The 15,172-nt window shown below is 43.3% G+C and carries 14 protein-coding genes; all 14 read left to right on the forward strand.

The window, feature by feature from the left end; all coding sequences use genetic code 11:
* Positions 1–100 precede the first annotated feature (100 nt).
* The 14 genes from glyS to EL081_RS02490 all read left to right on the forward strand — a co-directional run bounded on the left by glyS (position 101) and on the right by EL081_RS02490 (position 15,128).
* Entirely contained in the window at positions 101–2,137 is a 2,037-nt protein-coding gene (gene glyS / locus EL081_RS02420; protein WP_126403832.1) for a glycine--tRNA ligase subunit beta, read from the forward strand.
* 33 nt (positions 2,138–2,170) lie between these two features.
* Positions 2,171–2,428 (forward strand): DUF896 family protein, encoded by a 258-nt coding sequence (locus EL081_RS02425; RefSeq protein ID WP_023920274.1) that lies wholly within the window; start codon positions 2,171–2,173, stop codon positions 2,426–2,428.
* A gap of 395 nt (positions 2,429–2,823) precedes the next feature.
* Positions 2,824–3,774, forward strand: a complete 951-nt coding sequence (rsmH, locus tag EL081_RS02435; protein ID WP_126403834.1) for a 16S rRNA (cytosine(1402)-N(4))-methyltransferase RsmH — start codon at positions 2,824–2,826, stop codon at positions 3,772–3,774.
* 12 nt (positions 3,775–3,786) lie between these two features.
* Positions 3,787–4,122 (forward strand): cell division protein FtsL, encoded by a 336-nt coding sequence (ftsL, locus tag EL081_RS02440; RefSeq protein WP_006596866.1) that lies wholly within the window; start codon positions 3,787–3,789, stop codon positions 4,120–4,122.
* The gene (pbp2X, locus tag EL081_RS02445; RefSeq protein WP_126403835.1) at positions 4,115–6,400 is read left to right on the forward strand and encodes a penicillin-binding protein PBP2X; all 2,286 of its coding nucleotides are present in this window, start codon (positions 4,115–4,117) and stop codon (positions 6,398–6,400) included. The genes ftsL and pbp2X overlap by 8 nt, the downstream gene beginning before the upstream one ends.
* A 1-nt stretch (position 6,401) precedes the next feature.
* The gene (gene mraY, locus EL081_RS02450; protein WP_126403836.1) at positions 6,402–7,403 is read left to right on the forward strand and encodes a phospho-N-acetylmuramoyl-pentapeptide-transferase; all 1,002 of its coding nucleotides are present in this window, start codon (positions 6,402–6,404) and stop codon (positions 7,401–7,403) included.
* A gap of 127 nt (positions 7,404–7,530) precedes the next feature.
* Positions 7,531–8,874 carry a DEAD/DEAH box helicase gene (locus EL081_RS02455; RefSeq protein WP_126403837.1) on the forward strand — a complete coding sequence of 448 codons (1,344 nt, stop codon included), beginning with the start codon at positions 7,531–7,533 and terminating at the stop codon, positions 8,872–8,874.
* A gap of 224 nt (positions 8,875–9,098) precedes the next feature.
* Complete coding sequence (locus EL081_RS02460) at positions 9,099–9,905, forward strand: amino acid ABC transporter permease (RefSeq protein ID WP_048715261.1); 807 nt, start codon at positions 9,099–9,101, stop codon at positions 9,903–9,905.
* Positions 9,902–10,645, forward strand: coding sequence for an amino acid ABC transporter ATP-binding protein (locus EL081_RS02465; protein ID WP_126403838.1), 744 nt, complete (start codon positions 9,902–9,904; stop codon positions 10,643–10,645). The genes EL081_RS02460 and EL081_RS02465 overlap by 4 nt, the downstream gene beginning before the upstream one ends.
* A gap of 194 nt (positions 10,646–10,839) precedes the next feature.
* On the forward strand, positions 10,840–11,067 hold the full coding sequence (locus EL081_RS02470) for a DUF4059 family protein (RefSeq protein WP_126403839.1): 228 nt from the start codon (positions 10,840–10,842) through the stop codon (positions 11,065–11,067).
* A 58-nt stretch (positions 11,068–11,125) separates the two neighbouring features.
* Positions 11,126–12,040 carry a thioredoxin-disulfide reductase gene (trxB, locus tag EL081_RS02475; RefSeq protein ID WP_126403840.1) on the forward strand — a complete coding sequence of 305 codons (915 nt, stop codon included), beginning with the start codon at positions 11,126–11,128 and terminating at the stop codon, positions 12,038–12,040.
* A 201-nt stretch (positions 12,041–12,241) separates the two neighbouring features.
* Positions 12,242–13,699, forward strand: coding sequence for a nicotinate phosphoribosyltransferase (locus tag EL081_RS02480; RefSeq protein WP_126403841.1), 1,458 nt, complete (start codon positions 12,242–12,244; stop codon positions 13,697–13,699).
* Positions 13,696–14,520, forward strand: coding sequence for an ammonia-dependent NAD(+) synthetase (gene nadE, locus EL081_RS02485; RefSeq protein ID WP_126403842.1), 825 nt, complete (start codon positions 13,696–13,698; stop codon positions 14,518–14,520). The genes EL081_RS02480 and nadE overlap by 4 nt, the downstream gene beginning before the upstream one ends.
* A 56-nt stretch (positions 14,521–14,576) precedes the next feature.
* A complete protein-coding gene (locus EL081_RS02490) occupies positions 14,577–15,128 on the forward strand; it encodes a GNAT family N-acetyltransferase (RefSeq protein ID WP_126403843.1) in 552 nt (183 codons plus the stop codon).
* Positions 15,129–15,172 lie beyond the last annotated feature (44 nt).

Genomic DNA, 15,172 nt, shown 5'->3' on the forward strand with positions numbered 1-15,172 from the left:
CCTTAGGCTCCAATTTTAGCAATGAAACGACGAAGTCGGTTGCTTGCGTGCCAATCACATAAGGCAAACTGGAAAAAAAGATATTTTTCGGAGAAAAAACATGACAAAAAACTTATTAGTAGAACTTGGACTTGAAGAGTTGCCAGCCTACGTTGTCACGCCAAGCGAAAAACAACTTGGTGAGAAAATGGCAGCCTTTTTGGATGACAACCGTCTTTCATACGAAAGTATTCAAACCTTCTCAACTCCCCGTCGTTTGGCCGTCCGTGTACTTGGCTTGGCTGATCAACAAACGGATTTGACAGAAGATTTTAAAGGACCTTCTAAGAAAATCGCCTTGGATGCTGATGGAAACTTCTCAAAAGCAGCCCAAGGATTTGTTCGTGGGAAGGGCTTGACCGTTGACGATATCGAATTCCGTGAAGTCAAAGGGGAAGAGTACGTTTACGTGACGAAACACGAAGCTGGAAAACCTGCCAAAGAAGTTTTGGCTGGCATTCCAGAAGTGCTTGCTTCATTGACGTTCCCTGTCAGCATGCACTGGGCTAACAATAGCTTTGAATACATTCGCCCTGTTCACACTTTGACCGTCCTTTTGGGAGATGAAGCGCTTGATCTTGATTTCTTGGATATCAAGTCAGGCCGTGTGAGCCGTGGCCACCGTTTCCTCGGTCACGAAGTGGAAATCACCAATGCAGACTCTTATGAAGAAGACCTTCGTACGGTTTACGTGATTGCCGACAGCAAAGAGCGTGAAAACATGATTCGTGAGCAAATCAAGGCTATCGAAGCAGAACAAGGTGTTCAAGTCCAAATCGAAGAAGGACTTCTAAATGAAGTCTTGAACTTGGTGGAATACCCAACTGCCTTTATGGGAAGTTTTGACACCAAATATTTGGACGTTCCAGAGGAAGTATTGGTGACCTCAATGGAAACGCACCAACGTTACTTTGTCGTACGTGACCTTGATGGTCAGCTGAAACCAAACTTCATTTCCGTCCGGAATGGGAACGCTGAGCACTTGGAAAATGTTGTTCGAGGAAATGAAAAAGTCTTGGTGGCACGTCTCGAAGATGGTGAATTCTTCTGGCGTGAAGACCAAAAACTTAAGATTGAAGACCTCGTTGCTAAATTGGCCCACGTGACCTTCCATGAAAAAATCGGTTCTCTCTCAGAACACATGGCCCGTGCTGGTGTCATTGCAGCTTCCTTGGCTGAGCAAGCTGGTTTGACTGCCGAAGAAAGGGCAGCGGTAGCGCGTGCAGCTGAAATCTATAAATTTGACCTCTTGACGGGTATGGTCGGAGAGTTCGATGAATTGCAAGGAATCATGGGTGAAAAATATGCCCTCCTTGCTGGTGAGGATCCTGCAGTAGCGACAGCTATCCGTGAGCACTACCTTCCTGATGCAGCAGACGGAGCTCTTCCTGAAACCAAGGTTGGTGCAGTGCTAGCTCTTGCAGATAAATTGGATACCCTTCTTTCCTTCTTCTCAGTCGGTTTGATTCCGTCTGGTTCCAATGACCCTTATGCGCTTCGCCGTGCAACACAAGGGATTGTTCGGATCTTGGATGCCTTTGGTTGGTATATCCCGATGGATGAGTTGATTGACAGCCTTTACGCTCTTTCATTTGATAGTCTTTCTTATGACAATCAAGCAGAAGTGCTCAACTTCATCAAGGCGCGTGTGGACAAGATGATGGGACGCACACCAAAAGATATCAAAGACGCTGTTCTTGCTGGTTCAAACTTTGTCGTGGCAGATATGTTGGAAGCAGCTGAAGCTCTTTCAGAAGCTGCGAAGACAGATGGTTACAAGGCAGCTGTTGAATCCCTCTCACGTGCTTTCAACTTGGCAGAAAAAGCAGATGCTTCAGTCGTGGTCGATGCTAGTCTCTTTGAAAATGATCAAGAAAAAGCTCTTGCTAAAGCAATTGAAGAGCTTGAATTGACAGGTTCAGCTAGCGACAAATTGGCTCAACTCTTCGCTCTTAGCCCAGTCATCGATGCCTTCTTTGACAATACCATGGTGATGGCTGAAGATGAAGCTGTCAAAAATAACCGTTTGGCCCTTCTTGTAGGCCTTGTAGCGAAAGCTAATGCTGTCGCAGCCTTCAACCAATTGAACACAAAATAAGTACCTGGTGACAGGTAGAAAGTAGGTCTTATTATGACACCTGAAAAAATTGCTCGGATCAATGAGCTTGCTAAAAAGAAAAAAACAGAAGGTTTGACGCCAGAAGAAGAAGTGGAACAAGCAAAACTTCGTGAAGAATACATTGAGGGTTATCGTCGTTCTGTTCGTCACCACATCGAAGGAATTAAAGTGGTTGACGAAGAAGGTAACGATGTGACACCTGAAAAACTACGTCAAGTCCAACGAGAAAAAGGCTTGCATGGCCGTAGCCTTGATGATCCTAATTCATAAATAGACAATAGAAAACTCGATCAGATGTTGAACTGATCGAGTTTTCTTGTTCTATATGGGCTACTCTGAATCCTTATCTTTATTTTTGTAGTTTTTCCATTGATTTTTAAATATCCAAATGGAGACGGCAAGAACGAATGTTGCTGTCCAAAAAATCCAAGGAACAGGGGTGCGTAGGAAAAAGTAGACAGCAATTAGGTCGGCCAATAGCAGACCAAGGAGTAGGTGTTTCTTATTTTTCATGGAATTATTGTATCATAATTTGCTTCTCTAGGTCTATTGGTTGATAGGATGAGCTTTTAAAGAATAGGAACTTTTTATCCGAAAATGATAAGTGGATAGAGGAGAGAATCTCAAGTGCATCCTGGTCAGATTTGTGGTAAAATAGATAGGATATGAGTAAAGAATTTCATCATGTAACGGTCTTGCTCCATGAAACGATTGATATGCTGGATGTAAAGCCAGATGGAATCTATGTGGATGCCACTCTAGGTGGAGCTGGCCATAGCGAATATTTATTAAGTCAATTAAGTGAAAAAGGACATTTATATGCCTTTGACCAGGATCAGCATGCGATTGATAATGCGGAGAAACGATTGGCTCCTTACGTTGAAAAAGGCATGGTAACCTTCATCAAAGACAATTTCCGGAATCTTCAAGAGCGTCTCCAAGAATTGGGAGTCAGTGAAATTGATGGCATTTGTTATGACTTGGGAGTCTCTAGTCCTCAGTTAGATGAGCGGTCTCGTGGTTTTTCTTATAAAAAAGATGCTCCCTTGGACATGCGGATGAATCAAGAAGCTTCTTTGACGGCTTATGACGTGGTCAACAATTATGATTATCACGATCTAGTCCGAATCTTTTTCAAGTATGGAGAAGATAAATTCTCTAAACAAATTGCCAGGAAGATTGAACAGGCGCGTGCTGTCAAACCGATTGAAACGACAACAGAGTTAGCAGAGATTATTAAGTCTGCAAAACCAGCTAAGGAACTAAAGAAAAAGGGGCATCCAGCCAAACAAATTTTTCAGGCTATTCGAATTGAAGTTAATGATGAATTGGGAGCGGCTGATGAATCAATCCAGCAGGCTATGGATTTGTTGGCAGTTGGTGGTCGTATTTCAGTCATTACCTTTCATTCCTTGGAAGATCGTTTGACCAAGCAATTGTTTAAAGAGGCTTCTACAGTAGAAGTACCGAAGGGCTTGCCCTTTATCCCAGAGGATTTAAAACCAAAAATGGAATTAGTTTCTCGAAAACCGATTCTTCCAAGCCAAGAAGAGTTAGAAAATAATAACCGAGCTCATTCTGCAAAATTGCGAGTTGCTCGAAAAATTCATAAGTAAGAGGAAATGAACATGGCAGATCAACCATTACGATCTAGGGGCAGTCAATTGCAAGATCGTATTCGTCGCTTTACCAGAGTAGAGAAAGCTTTTTATGGCTCGATTGTCCTAACAGGGATTATTCTTGCTGTCAGTATTATTTTTATGCAGACGCGGATTCTACAAGTGCAAAGTGATTTGACAAACCTCAATACAGAACTAAAAACAAAAGAGACTGAACTAGAAGATATCCGACAAGAAGTCAATGAGTTGACTCGCTATGAACGCTTGTCTAAGTTAGCTAGTTCTCAGGGGATGACCCTCCAAAAAGAAAATCGAAAAGTGGTGAGTTCAAGTAGCGATGAGTAAATTAAAAAAGAAAATCATTCGTTATTCCCTTAAAAAAAGGAAACTTCCAGACCAAAATCGTCGGCAAGTAGCTAAGAATTTAAGTTTGCTTTCCATTCTTGTTTTCTTCATTTTTCTCATTAATTTTGCAGTTATTATAGGCACAGATAGCAAATTTGGAAAAAATTTATCTGAGTTATCGCATCAAGTCCATCAGAAAACCGAGATTGTTCCAGCCAAACGAGGAACAATTTATGATCGAAATGGAGCTGTCATTGCTGAAGATGCGACGACTTATAATGTTTATGCTATTATCGATAAAACTTATAAATCAGCAAAAGGTGAAGTTTTATACGTTGAAGAAAGCCAATACAACCAAGTAGCGGACGTTTTTAATCGTTATTTGGGGATGGAAAAAGATTATGTCGTCCAACAACTGTCTCAAAAGAAGCTCAACCAAGTTTCTTTTGGTGCAGCGGGGAACGATATTAGTTATAGCAACATGGATGCTATCCGGAGTGAACTAGAAGCTGCCAACATTAAAGGTGTTGATTTTACGACGAGTCCAAACCGGAGTTATAAAAATGGGACCTTTGCCTCTCAATTTATCGGTCAAGCTCAATTGATAGAAGATAAAGAAGGAAATAAAACCCTGCAGGGAACAACGGGAATAGAAAAATCCTTGGATCGAATCCTGGGTGGTCAAGATGGGGTGGTGACCTATGAAAAGGATCGTAACGGAAATATTGTACCGGGATCAGACAAGGTTGCCGTGAAGACCGAAGATGGAAAGGATGTTTATACAACCATTTCTGCGGAACTTCAAACCTATCTCGAAACCAGAATGGATGTATTCCAAGAAAAGGTAAAAGGCAAATTTGTTAGTGCGACCCTAGTGAGTGCCAAAACAGGGGAAATCCTTGCAACAACGCAACGGCCAACCTATAATGCAGATACCAAAGAAGGTCTGGATATCAAGAATCTGAGAACTTGGAACACGATTCTTTACCAGGATCAGTACGAACCAGGTTCGACTATGAAGGTCATGACCTTGGCCGCAGCGATTGATCATGGGACTTTCCCAGCCTATAACGAGGTATATTACAATAACGAGTTGCAAGTAAAAGACGCGACCATCAAAGACTGGGAAATCAATATGGGCTTGACAGAAGGTCGCTATATGAATATTGCCCAAGGTTTCGCCTATTCAAGTAACATTGGGATGACCAAGCTTGAACAGAAGATGGGCAATGATGTCTGGATGAATTACCTCACTCTCTTTAAATTCGGACTTCCTACACGTTTTGGAATGGGAGACGAAAGTTTTGGAGGTCTACCAGGTGATAACTATGTCACTCAAGCCATGTCTTCTTTCGGTCAAGGGATTTCGGTGACCCAAACGCAGATGTTGCGTGCATTTTCTGCCATTGCAAATGATGGGGAAATGTTGGAGCCTAAATTTATCAGTGCGATTTACGACGGCAAGCATGAAACTGCTCGTAAATCACAAAGAGAGATTGTCGGCAATCCAGTATCCGCTTCGGCTGCCCAACAGACCCGTAATTACATGATTACGGTAGGGACTGATCCTCAATTTGGTACCCTCTATTCATCGGATGGTCCCATTATCCAAGTAGCTGGACAAAATGTTGCTGTTAAATCAGGGACAGCCCAAATTGCAACGGCTAATGGCTACCTGGAAGGCGAAAATGATAATATCAACTCGATTGTTGTCATGACACCTGCTGAAGACCCAGATTTCATTATGTATGTGACAGTTCAACAGCCTGAAGTCAGCTTTAGTCCAAAGAGCTGGCAAGAATTGGTCAATCCAGTCTTGGAAGATGCGGTTGCGTTGAAGGATGAGTTGAATCTAGTAACGGAAACCAAGGCCTTGGATGGGGTCACGAAAGAGGACACCTATAAGATGCCGTCGGCAGAATCCTTGTCGAAAGAATTGAACTTGAAGCAGACCATCAGCCCAGGTGGCTTCGCAGATGAACTGCGTCGCAATCTGATCCAGCCTGTCGTCCTAGGAACTGGAAAGAATATTAAAAAGATGTCTGTATCAGCAGGAACGAAATTAAAAGCAAATGAGCAAGTGTTATTATTAACAGATGACTTGGATTCAGTTCCGGATATGTATGGCTGGACCAAGGAAAATGTTGATAAATTTGCGGAATGGACGGGCATTGAGATCACCTATAAAGGGGACGGTTCTCGTGTGAGCAAACAAAACGTCAAAGTAGAAACTGCTTTAAAGAAGACGAAGAAAATAACAATTACATTAGGAGATTGATATGTTACTTGCTACCCTAGTAGTATCCTTTATACTGACGGTTATTGGCATTCCAGCCTTTATCCGTTTCTATCAACGGGCCCATATTTCGGGGCAACAAATGCACGAAGATGTGAAGCAACACAAAGCCAAAGCAGGCACTCCAACTATGGGGGGAGTGGTTTTCTTGATCACTTCAGTCTTTGTCACCCTTGTCTTTAGCTTCCTAACTGGGAACTTTACGCGCCCTGTTCAATTGATCCTCTTTATTTTGGTCTTGTATGGAATCGTCGGTTTCTTGGATGACTTCTTGAAGGTCTTTCGTAAGATCAATGAAGGGTTAAATCCCAAGCAAAAATTAGCCTTGCAATTGTTGGGAGGGATCATTTTCTATCTCTTTTCTGAACGCCATGGAGCTGGTAGTCTTCTCAATGTCTTTGGTTGGGATATCTATTTGGGACATTTCTATATTGTCTTTGCCTTGTTCTGGTTAGTTGGTTTTTCAAATGCAGTCAACTTAACAGACGGGATTGATGGGTTGGCAAGCATTTCGGTAACCATCAGCTTGATCGCTTATTCCATTATAGCTATTTGGCAAAGACGAATCGATATCCTTTTTGTGACCATCAGTATGATTGGAGCTCTATTAGGTTTCTTCGTCTACAACCACAAGCCGGCCAAGATTTTCATGGGAGATGTTGGAAGCTTAGCCCTAGGTGGGATGCTTGCGACTCTATCCATGGCTCTCCACGTAGAGTGGACTTTGCTCTTGATTGGGATTGTCTACGTCTTTGAGACTAGCTCTGTCATGCTCCAAGTGTCCTATTTCAAATGGACCAAGAAACGGACAGGGGAAGGACGCCGGATTTTCCGCATGACGCCTTTCCATCACCATTTAGAATTAGGTGGTCTGTCTGGTAATGGACCTAAATGGTCTGAGTGGAAGGTTGATGCCTTTCTCTGGAGTGTCGGTGCAGGAATGAGCGCCTTGACCCTCTTGATCTACTATTTGATCAATTCATAAGCCATGAATCATAAAAGGTTGGGATTGCTATCTCAGCCTTTTTCGCTGGCTAGGAATTGCTGTCCAAAAGAAGAGCGGGAAGAGGAGTTTTTTGATATAATAGTGGAGATGATGAAAGGATAAGAGAATGAAATTTACAGATTTTAAGTTTAAGGACTATATCCAAGAGGCCTTAAAAGAGATTAATTTTATCGAAGCAACAGAAGTTCAAGAAAAGCTGATCCCGATTGTTTTAGCAGGCCGTGATCTGGTCGGTGAATCTAAAACAGGATCAGGGAAGACCCATACTTTCCTCTTGCCAATTTTTCAAACCTTAAATGAGGAAAGTAGCAATGTCGAAGTGGTCATTACTGCGCCTAGTCGGGAATTGGCCACACAGATTTACCAAGCCGCTCGTCAGATTGCTAGCCACTGTGAAAAAGAAATTCGGATTGCCAACTACGTTGGAGGAACTGATAAGGCTCGCCAGATCGATAAGCTCCAAGTAGCCCAACCCCATATTGTCATTGGGACACCTGGACGGATCTATGATTTGGTCGCTTCTGGAGACTTGGCTATTCATAAGGCACACACTTTTGTGGTTGATGAGGCGGATATGACTCTCGATATGGGCTTTTTGACGACGGTAGACAAGATTGCATCCAGTCTTCCCAAGAAGCTTCAGTTTTTAGTCTTCTCAGCAACGATTCCACAAAAGTTACAACCCTTCTTGAAGAAATATTTGTCTAACCCTGTCATGGAGCAGATCAAAACCAAAACGGTAATCTCGGACACCATTGATAACTGGTTGGTATCGACAAAGGGGCGAGATAAGAATGAGCAAGTCTATCAACTAACGCAGGCTCTTCAACCTTATCTGGCTATGATTTTTGTGAACACCAAGGACAGAGCAGATGACTTGCATGCTTATTTGGTAGAAAAGGGCCTTAAAGTCGCTAAAATCCATGGAGGGGTTCCTCCACGGGAGCGCAAGCGAATCATGAACCAAGTCAAAAACCTGGATTTTGAATATATCGTGGCGACAGACTTGGCAGCGCGTGGGATTGATATTGAAGGGGTTAGCCATGTCATCAATGATGCTATTCCACAAGACTTATCCTTCTTTGTCCACCGCGTTGGCCGGACTGGTCGGAATGGTCTTCCTGGTACAGCCATCACCCTCTATCAACCGAGTGATGACTCAGACATTCGGGAGCTTGAAAAATTGGGCATCCAGTTTGTCCCTAAGGTCTTGAAGGCTGGAGCTATCGAAGATACCTACGACCGGGATCGCCGGGCTAATCGTGAAAAACGCCAAGAAAAACTTGACATTGAGATGATCGGCTTGGTCAAGAAGAAAAAGAAAAAAATTAAACCAGGCTACAAGAAAAAAATCAAATGGGCTGTGGACGAGAAACGTCGCAAAGCCAAGCGAGCTGAGAATCGTGCTCGCGGTCGGGCGGAAAGAAAGGCAAAACGCCAAACCTTTTAGTGATAAAGAAATTTAAAGATTTCCATAAAAATTAACTATTTGGTCGCTGATTTATTTTGTGATAGACTATCTATAGATAGTCTATTTTTTTGCTCTTAGGGGAGACGCTTGCTTGAGATCACATCAGACCTGAAGCATGATTTACGAACGATCAGTAGCAAAACTCAGCATTTTAACTGTAAATATGATAGAATGATTCATTATCGAGGGAGGAAGTAACGAAGATGTTTACAACTACTTATCTGGCATCTGGCTGGTACGAAGAGTTTTTAAAATGGATACCAGAAGGAGAAATCTTTAACCTACGCGTCGTTTTTGAAGCTATTCCAGGAATTTTAAAAGAGCTTCCAAATACGATTTTGTTAACCTTGGCAGGGGCCTTTTTTGGTTTGTTACTAGCCCTATTGTTTGCCATTGTCAAAATCAATCGAGTAAAAATCCTTTATCCTATTCAAGCCTTGTTTGTGAGTTTTTTAAGAGGGACACCAATTTTGGTCCAGTTGATGCTGACCTATTATGGAATCCCGCTCCTATTGAAGGCCATTAACCAACAATATGGAACGACCTTTAATATCAACGATGTACCGGCTCATTTATTTGTTATTGTGGCCTTTGCCTTTAATGAGGCAGCCTATGCCAGTGAGACCATTCGGGCAGCGATTTTGTCTGTTGATGCGGGTGAAATCGAAGCGGCGAAGAGTCTCGGCATGACCAATGCCCAAGTTTATCGTCGAATTATCATTCCAAATGCAGCAGTGGTGGCGACTCCGACCTTGATTAACTCTTTGATCGGTTTAACCAAGGGGACTTCTCTGGCCTTCTATGCAGGTGTTTTGGAAATCTTTGCCCAAGCCAAAATTATGTCGGGGAATGATAGCCGCTACTTTGAGCGCTTTATCTCTGTTTCATTGATTTACTGGGCCATTAATATTTTGATTGAACAATTGGGTCGCTGGATCGAACAAGTACTCGCTATCAAAGATCCAAAAGTTGTTACCCAAACCTTGCAAGAGGAGGAAAGAGCAGCATGATTCGGATTTCACAATTATCAAAATCCTTTTCAGGTCAAGTGGTCCTAGACCATCTCGATTTGGAAGTTCAAAAAGGGGAAGTTGTTGCCTTGATCGGTTCTTCTGGAGCTGGGAAATCAACCTTCTTGAGAAGCTTGAACTATTTGGAAGCTCCAGATAGTGGGAGTATTGAGATCAATGGGGAGATGGTGAACTTTGAAACGATCAGTAAGGACGAGATCCTGACCCTTCGAAGAAAGCTAGCTATGGTCTTTCAACAGTTCAATCTTTTCAGTCGCAAGACTGCTTTGGACAATGTCAAGGAAGGACTGATCATCGTCAAAGGCTTATCCGACCAAGAAGCGACCAAGATTGCCAAAGAAGAACTCGCAAAAGTCGGTCTGTCGGACCGCGAAACCCATTACCCTCGTCATTTGTCTGGAGGGCAGAAGCAACGGGTAGCCTTGGCGCGTGCCCTAGCCATGAAGCCGGAAGTCCTCTTGTTGGATGAGCCAACTTCAGCCCTCGATCCGGAATTGGTCGGAGAGGTAGAAAAAGCTATTGCAGCAGCAGCACAAGCAGGGCAAACCATGATTTTGGTCAGTCATGACATGAGCTTTGTTTCCCAGGTGGCGGACAAGGTCTTGTTCCTTGATAAGGGAAAAATTATTGAATCTGGGACTCCAGAAGAGATTATGAATGCTCCTAAAGAAGAGCGGACAAAAGAATTCTTTGCTAGTTACAAACGAACATTTGTTTGATATAATATATAAGAGCTCGAGTCTGGAACGCGATGTTTCAGACTCGGATTTTTCTTTGAGTAGGTGCCTCAGGAGAAGATGATGATTAGTAGTCTACTTTTCCGCATAGATAGGTGTGTCAAGTTGACCAACGGTTAACGAAACGAAGCGGCATCTCGTCCCCTCATTCCAAGTTTGGATACTAAGGAGATCTTATGTTAAACCAATTGCTATCTCTCTATATCGAGAGCTTAATCATCACTTCAGTTGGGGTGTTAGTTGCTTCAGCTGTTTGGATAGGCTTGCGAGCAGCTCGTAAGACGGATAAAACAGCTAAGGAACGCCAGTTAAACCTCTATGATATTTTATTAATTGATATTATGACAATTCCAGTCCTTACCTTTGCAGTCATTGGAGTTCTGTTTATTCTTCGAGCAAGATAATTGCAAAATGATTGAATTGGAGTTAGAATCAAGATAGTTACAACAAAAGGAGAAGCTTATGTATGATACACTGATTATCGGCGCAGGACCTGCGGGAATGACCGCAGCCTTGTATGCAGCCCGCAGCAATCTCAAGGTTGCCTTGTTAGAAGCAGGAATTCCTGGCGGACAGATGAACAACACGTCTGACATTGAAAATTATCCAGGCTATGCCAACATCAGTGGTCCTGAATTGGCTGAAAAGATGTTCGAACCTCTAGAAGCTTTAGGAGTGGAACACTTGTTTGGCAGAGCCGAAAACATTGTTGATCAAGGAAGCTACAAGGAAATTACGACAGATGATGGTCACCTACAAGCTAAGACCGTTATTATTGCGACAGGTTCCAACCATCGTTTATTGGGAGTTCCAGGTGAAGAAGAATTGAATAGTCGTGGGGTTTCTTATTGTGCCGTCTGTGATGGAGCCTTCTTCCGAGATGAAGACCTTATGGTCGTTGGTGGAGGAGATTCAGCGGTTGAAGAGGCAATTTTCCTGACTCAGTTTGCTAAGTCTGTTACCATCGTTCACCGACGCGATGCCCTACGTGCCCAAAAAGTTCTTCAAGACCGAGCTTTTGCCAATGAAAAGATTCACTTTGCTTGGAATACAGTGGTCGAAGAAATCAAAGGGGACAACCGTGTGACCAGTCTGCTTTTAAAAGATGTTCAAACTGGTCAAGTCCGTGAGCAACTAGCAGGTGGTGTCTTCATCTATGTAGGCTTGGATCCTGTCAGTGATTTTGCGACTGAACTTGGTATTTTGGATGAGAATGGTTGGGTAGTGACGGATGATCATATGAGAACTTCAGTCCCAGGTGTTTTTGCGGTTGGGGATGTTCGCCAAAAAGATCTTCGTCAGGTTACCACAGCTGTTGGAGACGGAGCTGTTGCTGGTCAAGAAGCTTATAAATATATTACTGAACACGAAGAATAAGAAAGAAGGAAGGGATGTTCGTCTGATGGAAAGAGGCGAATATCCCTTCTTTTTTACGATGAAAAATGAGGTTTAACCCAGATTAAACTCATGTGGACCTGCTTAAAATGTGCTATAATGTGTTTAAAATTATTTTGGACTGTGCCAGTTGACGGAGTGCGACTGGTGCCATGAAGTAAGAAAGAAGAAGAGGGATCATATATGTACCCAGATGATAGTTTAACTCTCCATACAGATTTGTACCAAATCAATATGATGCAAGTTTACTTTGAACAAGGTATTCACAATAAAAAGGCAGTCTTCGAAGCCTATTTCCGTCAGCAGCCCTTTAAAAATGGCTATGCCGTCTTTGCGGGTCTTGAGCGCATTGTCAACTATTTGAAGAATCTACGTTTTTCTGAGTCAGATATTGCCTACTTAGAATCCTTAGGCTACGAAGGAGCCTTCCTAGATTACCTGAAAAATTTTAAAATGGAATTGACCGTTCGTTCTGCCAAAGAAGGGGATCTGGTCTTTGCCAATGAGCCGATTGTTCAAGTAGAAGGACCACTTGCCCAGTGTCAGTTGGTCGAAACGGCCCTCCTCAATATTGTCAACTTCCAAACCTTGATTGCCACAAAAGCAGCTCGGATCAAGTCTGTGATCGAAGACGAACCTTTGATGGAGTTCGGGACTCGTAGAGCACAAGAAATGGATGCGGCTATTTGGGGAACCCGTGCAGCCGTTATTGGAGGTGCTAGCGGGACTAGTAACGTTCGTGCAGGAAAACTCTTTGATATTCCAGTACTTGGAACCCATGCCCATGCCTTGGTGCAGGTCTATGGCGATGATTATCAAGCTTTTAAGGCCTATGCTGAGACCCACCGCAACTGTGTCTTCCTAGTGGATACCTATGATACGTTACGTATCGGAGTTCCAGCTGCGATTCAGGTGGCGCGTGAGATGGGCGATCGTATCAACTTCCTAGGCGTGCGGATTGACTCTGGAGATATTGCCTACATCTCGAAAAAAGTTCGCCAGCAGTTGGATGAAGCTGGTTTCACAAAAGCGAAGATCTATGCCTCAAATGATTTGGATGAAAACACCATCCTCAACTTGAAGATGCAAAAGGCTAAAATTGATGTCTGGGGTGTCGGAACCAAGTTGATCACGGCCTATGACCAACCAGCCCTTGGAGCAGTCTATAAGATTGTTGCTATCGAAGACGAAAATGGTCAAATGAGAAACACCATCAAGCTGTCTAACAATGCTGAGAAGGTCTCAACTCCAGGGAAGAAGCAAGTTTGGCGCATTACCAGTCGGGAAAAGGGCAAATCTGAAGGGGATTACATCACTTACGATGGAGTAGATGTCAATGAACTGACAGAAATCAAGATGTTCCATCCGACCTATACCTATATCAAGAAGACGGTTCGTGATTTTGACGCCATCCCGCTCTTGGTTGATATTTTCAAAGATGGAAAACAAGTCTACGAATTGCCAGCTTTGATGGATATCCAAGCCTATGCTCGGAAGGAATTCGATAAGCTCTGGGATGAGTACAAACGTGTTCTCAATCCACAACATTACCCAGTGGACTTAGCCAAGGATGTATGGCAAGATAAGATGGACCTGATTGATCAGATGCGTCAGAAAGCCTTGGGAGGTGAAGAAGAATGAGCCTACAAGAAGACATTATTGCCCAATTAGGGGTCAAGCCGGTCATTGATCCTCAAGAAGAGATTCGCCGGTCGATTGATTTTTTGAAGGACTACTTGCAAAAACATCCTTTTCTAAAGACCTTTGTCTTAGGAATTTCGGGAGGACAGGACTCGACTTTAGCGGGTCGCCTAGCTCAATTGGCCATGGAGGAAATGCGGGCAGAGACTGGAGATGCCAGTTATCAGTTTGTTGCAGTCCGCTTGCCCTACGGTGTCCAAGCGGATGAAGCAGATGCCCAAAAGGCCTTGGCCTTCATCCAGCCAGATGTCAGCCTAGTCGTGAACATCAAGGAATCGGTCGATGCCATGGAGCGTGCTGTCGAAGCGACAGGAACGGATGTCTCAGACTTTAATAAGGGAAATATCAAGGCACGGAGTCGGATGATTGCTCAGTATGCCTTGGCAGGTGCCTATAGCGGAGCCGTCATTGGGACGGACCATGCGGCTGAAAATATCACTGGATTCTTTACCAAGTTTGGAGATGGTGGAGCCGATATCCTTCCGCTTTACCGCCTCAACAAGCGCCAAGGCAAGCAGTTACTTCAGGTGCTAGGAGCTGATCCAGCCTTGTATGAGAAGGTACCGATTGCAGATTTGGAAGAGGAGAAGCCGGGTATCGCTGACGAAGTAGCTCTTGGGGTGACCTATGCAGAAATTGATGACTACCTGGAAGGGAAATCAGTTAGCCCAGAAGCTCAAGCAACCATTGAAAATTGGTGGCACAAAGGCCAACACAAACGTCATCTACCGATTACGGTATTTGATACCTTCTGGCGTTGATAGGAAAGAAAAGTCGGTTGAGCCGACTTTTTTAAAACAGAATAGGAGAAAAGAGGGTGAGGAAATTAGGTACGATTGAACTGGAGACCAACCGTTTATTATTAAGACGCTTTGTTGTAGAGGATGCAACAGCTATGTTTGAAAATTGGGCATCTGATACAGATAATCTTAAATATGTGACTTGGAATCCGCATCCAAATCCTCAAGTAACTCGGGCTTCGATCGAAAGGTGGCTCCTTCATTACCAAGGAGAAAATACCTACAAATGGGCGATTTGTAAGAAAGATGATCCCGCACAAGTGATAGGTGATATCAGTATCGTTTCTCAGGATTCGCAAAAAGAAATGTGTGAAGTTGGCTATATTCTAGGGAAAAAGTTTTGGGGTCAAGGTCTGATGACAGAAGCCCTCCAGGCTGTTTTACGCTTTTTGTTGGTAGAGGTGGGATTCAAGGAAGTTCAGGCCAAGTATGTCAGCTTGAACCCTGCTTCGGGACGGGTAATGGCAAAAGCTGGAATGCAATATCTTGAAACTATCCCAAATGCTGTCGCTAGAAAAGGCTATGTTGGAAATCAAATCATCTACACGATCCGTTCTTCTGACCTTTAAAACAATTTTTACTTGAAGATTTTAGACAATGGTCTATAATGGTA

The organism is Streptococcus viridans, from assembly GCF_900636365.1.
Classification (GTDB): Bacteria; Bacillota; Bacilli; order Lactobacillales; family Streptococcaceae; genus Streptococcus; species Streptococcus viridans_A.